The sequence below is a fragment of the Blautia sp. HCP3S3_C4 genome (assembly GCF_052064095.1).
Classification (GTDB): Bacteria; Bacillota; Clostridia; order Lachnospirales; family Lachnospiraceae; genus Blautia_A.
Genome location: NZ_JBQHWF010000046.1, coordinates 1 through 1,298 on the forward strand (window position 1 = coordinate 1; position 1,298 = coordinate 1,298).

Sequence of the window (1,298 nt, forward strand, 5' to 3'; positions counted from 1 at the left end):
AAACAATGAGAATCAAACGACCGCATCACCTACGCTAGGGTGATGAAGCGAAAGGTCAAGCAATAAGGGCACAGGGCGGATGCCTTGGCACTAAGAGCCGATGAAAGACGTGATAAGCTGCGATAAGCTTCGGGGAGGAGCAAATATCCCGTGATCCGGAGATGTCTGAATGGGGAAACCCACATGAGCAAACCTCATGTATCCTACAGCCAATACATAACTGTAGGAAGGGAACCCGGGGAACTGAAACATCTAAGTACCCGGAGGAAAAGAAAGAAAACTCGATTCCGTAAGTAGCGGCGAGCGAACGCGGAGGAGCCTAAACCAGAGTGCGTGCATTCTGGGGTTACGGACTGCATTTAAGATTCTCAGAGGCTAACAGAACGGTTTTGGGAAAGCCGGCCGGAGAGGGTGAAAGCCCCGTACGTGAAAGCCGATGAGACTGAGCAGGATCCAGAGTACCACGAGACACGTGGAACCTTGTGGGAAATCAGGGGGACCACCCCCTAAGGCTAAATACTACTTAGTGACCGATAGCGCATAGTACTGTGAAGGAAAGGTGAAAAGGACCCCGGGAGGGGAGTGAAAGAGAACCTGAAACCCTGTGTCTACAAGCTGTGGAAGCACTTTATAGGTGCGACCGCGTACTTTTTGTAGAACGGTCCGGCGAGTTACGCTTACTGGCAAGGTTAAGCACTTCAGGTGCGGAGCCGTAGGGAAACCAAGTCTTAATAGGGCCAGAGTCAGTAGGAGTAGACCCGAAACCGGGTGATCTATCCATGTCCAGGTTGAAGCTGCCGTAAGAGGTAGTGGAGGACCGAACCCACATCCGTTGAAAAGGGTGGGGATGAGGTGTGGATAGGGGAGAAATTCCAATCGAACCCGGAGATAGCTGGTTCTCCTCGAAATAGCTTTAGGGCTAGCCTCGATACAGATTTGCGGAGGTAGAGCACTGAATTTCCTAGGGGGCGTCAAAGCCTACCGAAGAATATCAAACTCCGAATGCCGCGTAATCGATTATCGGGAGTCAGACTGCACGAGATAAGTTGGGCGGTCAAAAGGGAAAGAGCCCAGACCTTCAGTTAAGGTCCCCAAGTGCGCGTTAAGTGGAAAAGGATGTGGGATTTCGAAGACAACCAGGATGTTGGCTCAGAAGCAGCCATCCATTCAAAGAGTGCGTAATAGCTCACTGGTCGAGAGGTCCTGCGCCGAAAATGTCCGGGGCTGAAACGCGCCACCGAAACTAAGGAACCGAAAGGTTGGTAGAGGAGCATTGCATGCGGGAAGAAGCAGTACCG

1 rRNA gene is annotated in these 1,298 nt (G+C 51.8%); it reads left to right on the forward strand.

Annotated features, from left to right (window positions below):
* Positions 1–53: 53 nt before the first annotated feature.
* Positions 54–1,298 (forward strand): 23S ribosomal RNA (locus ACTNC6_RS16100); the annotation flags it as partial.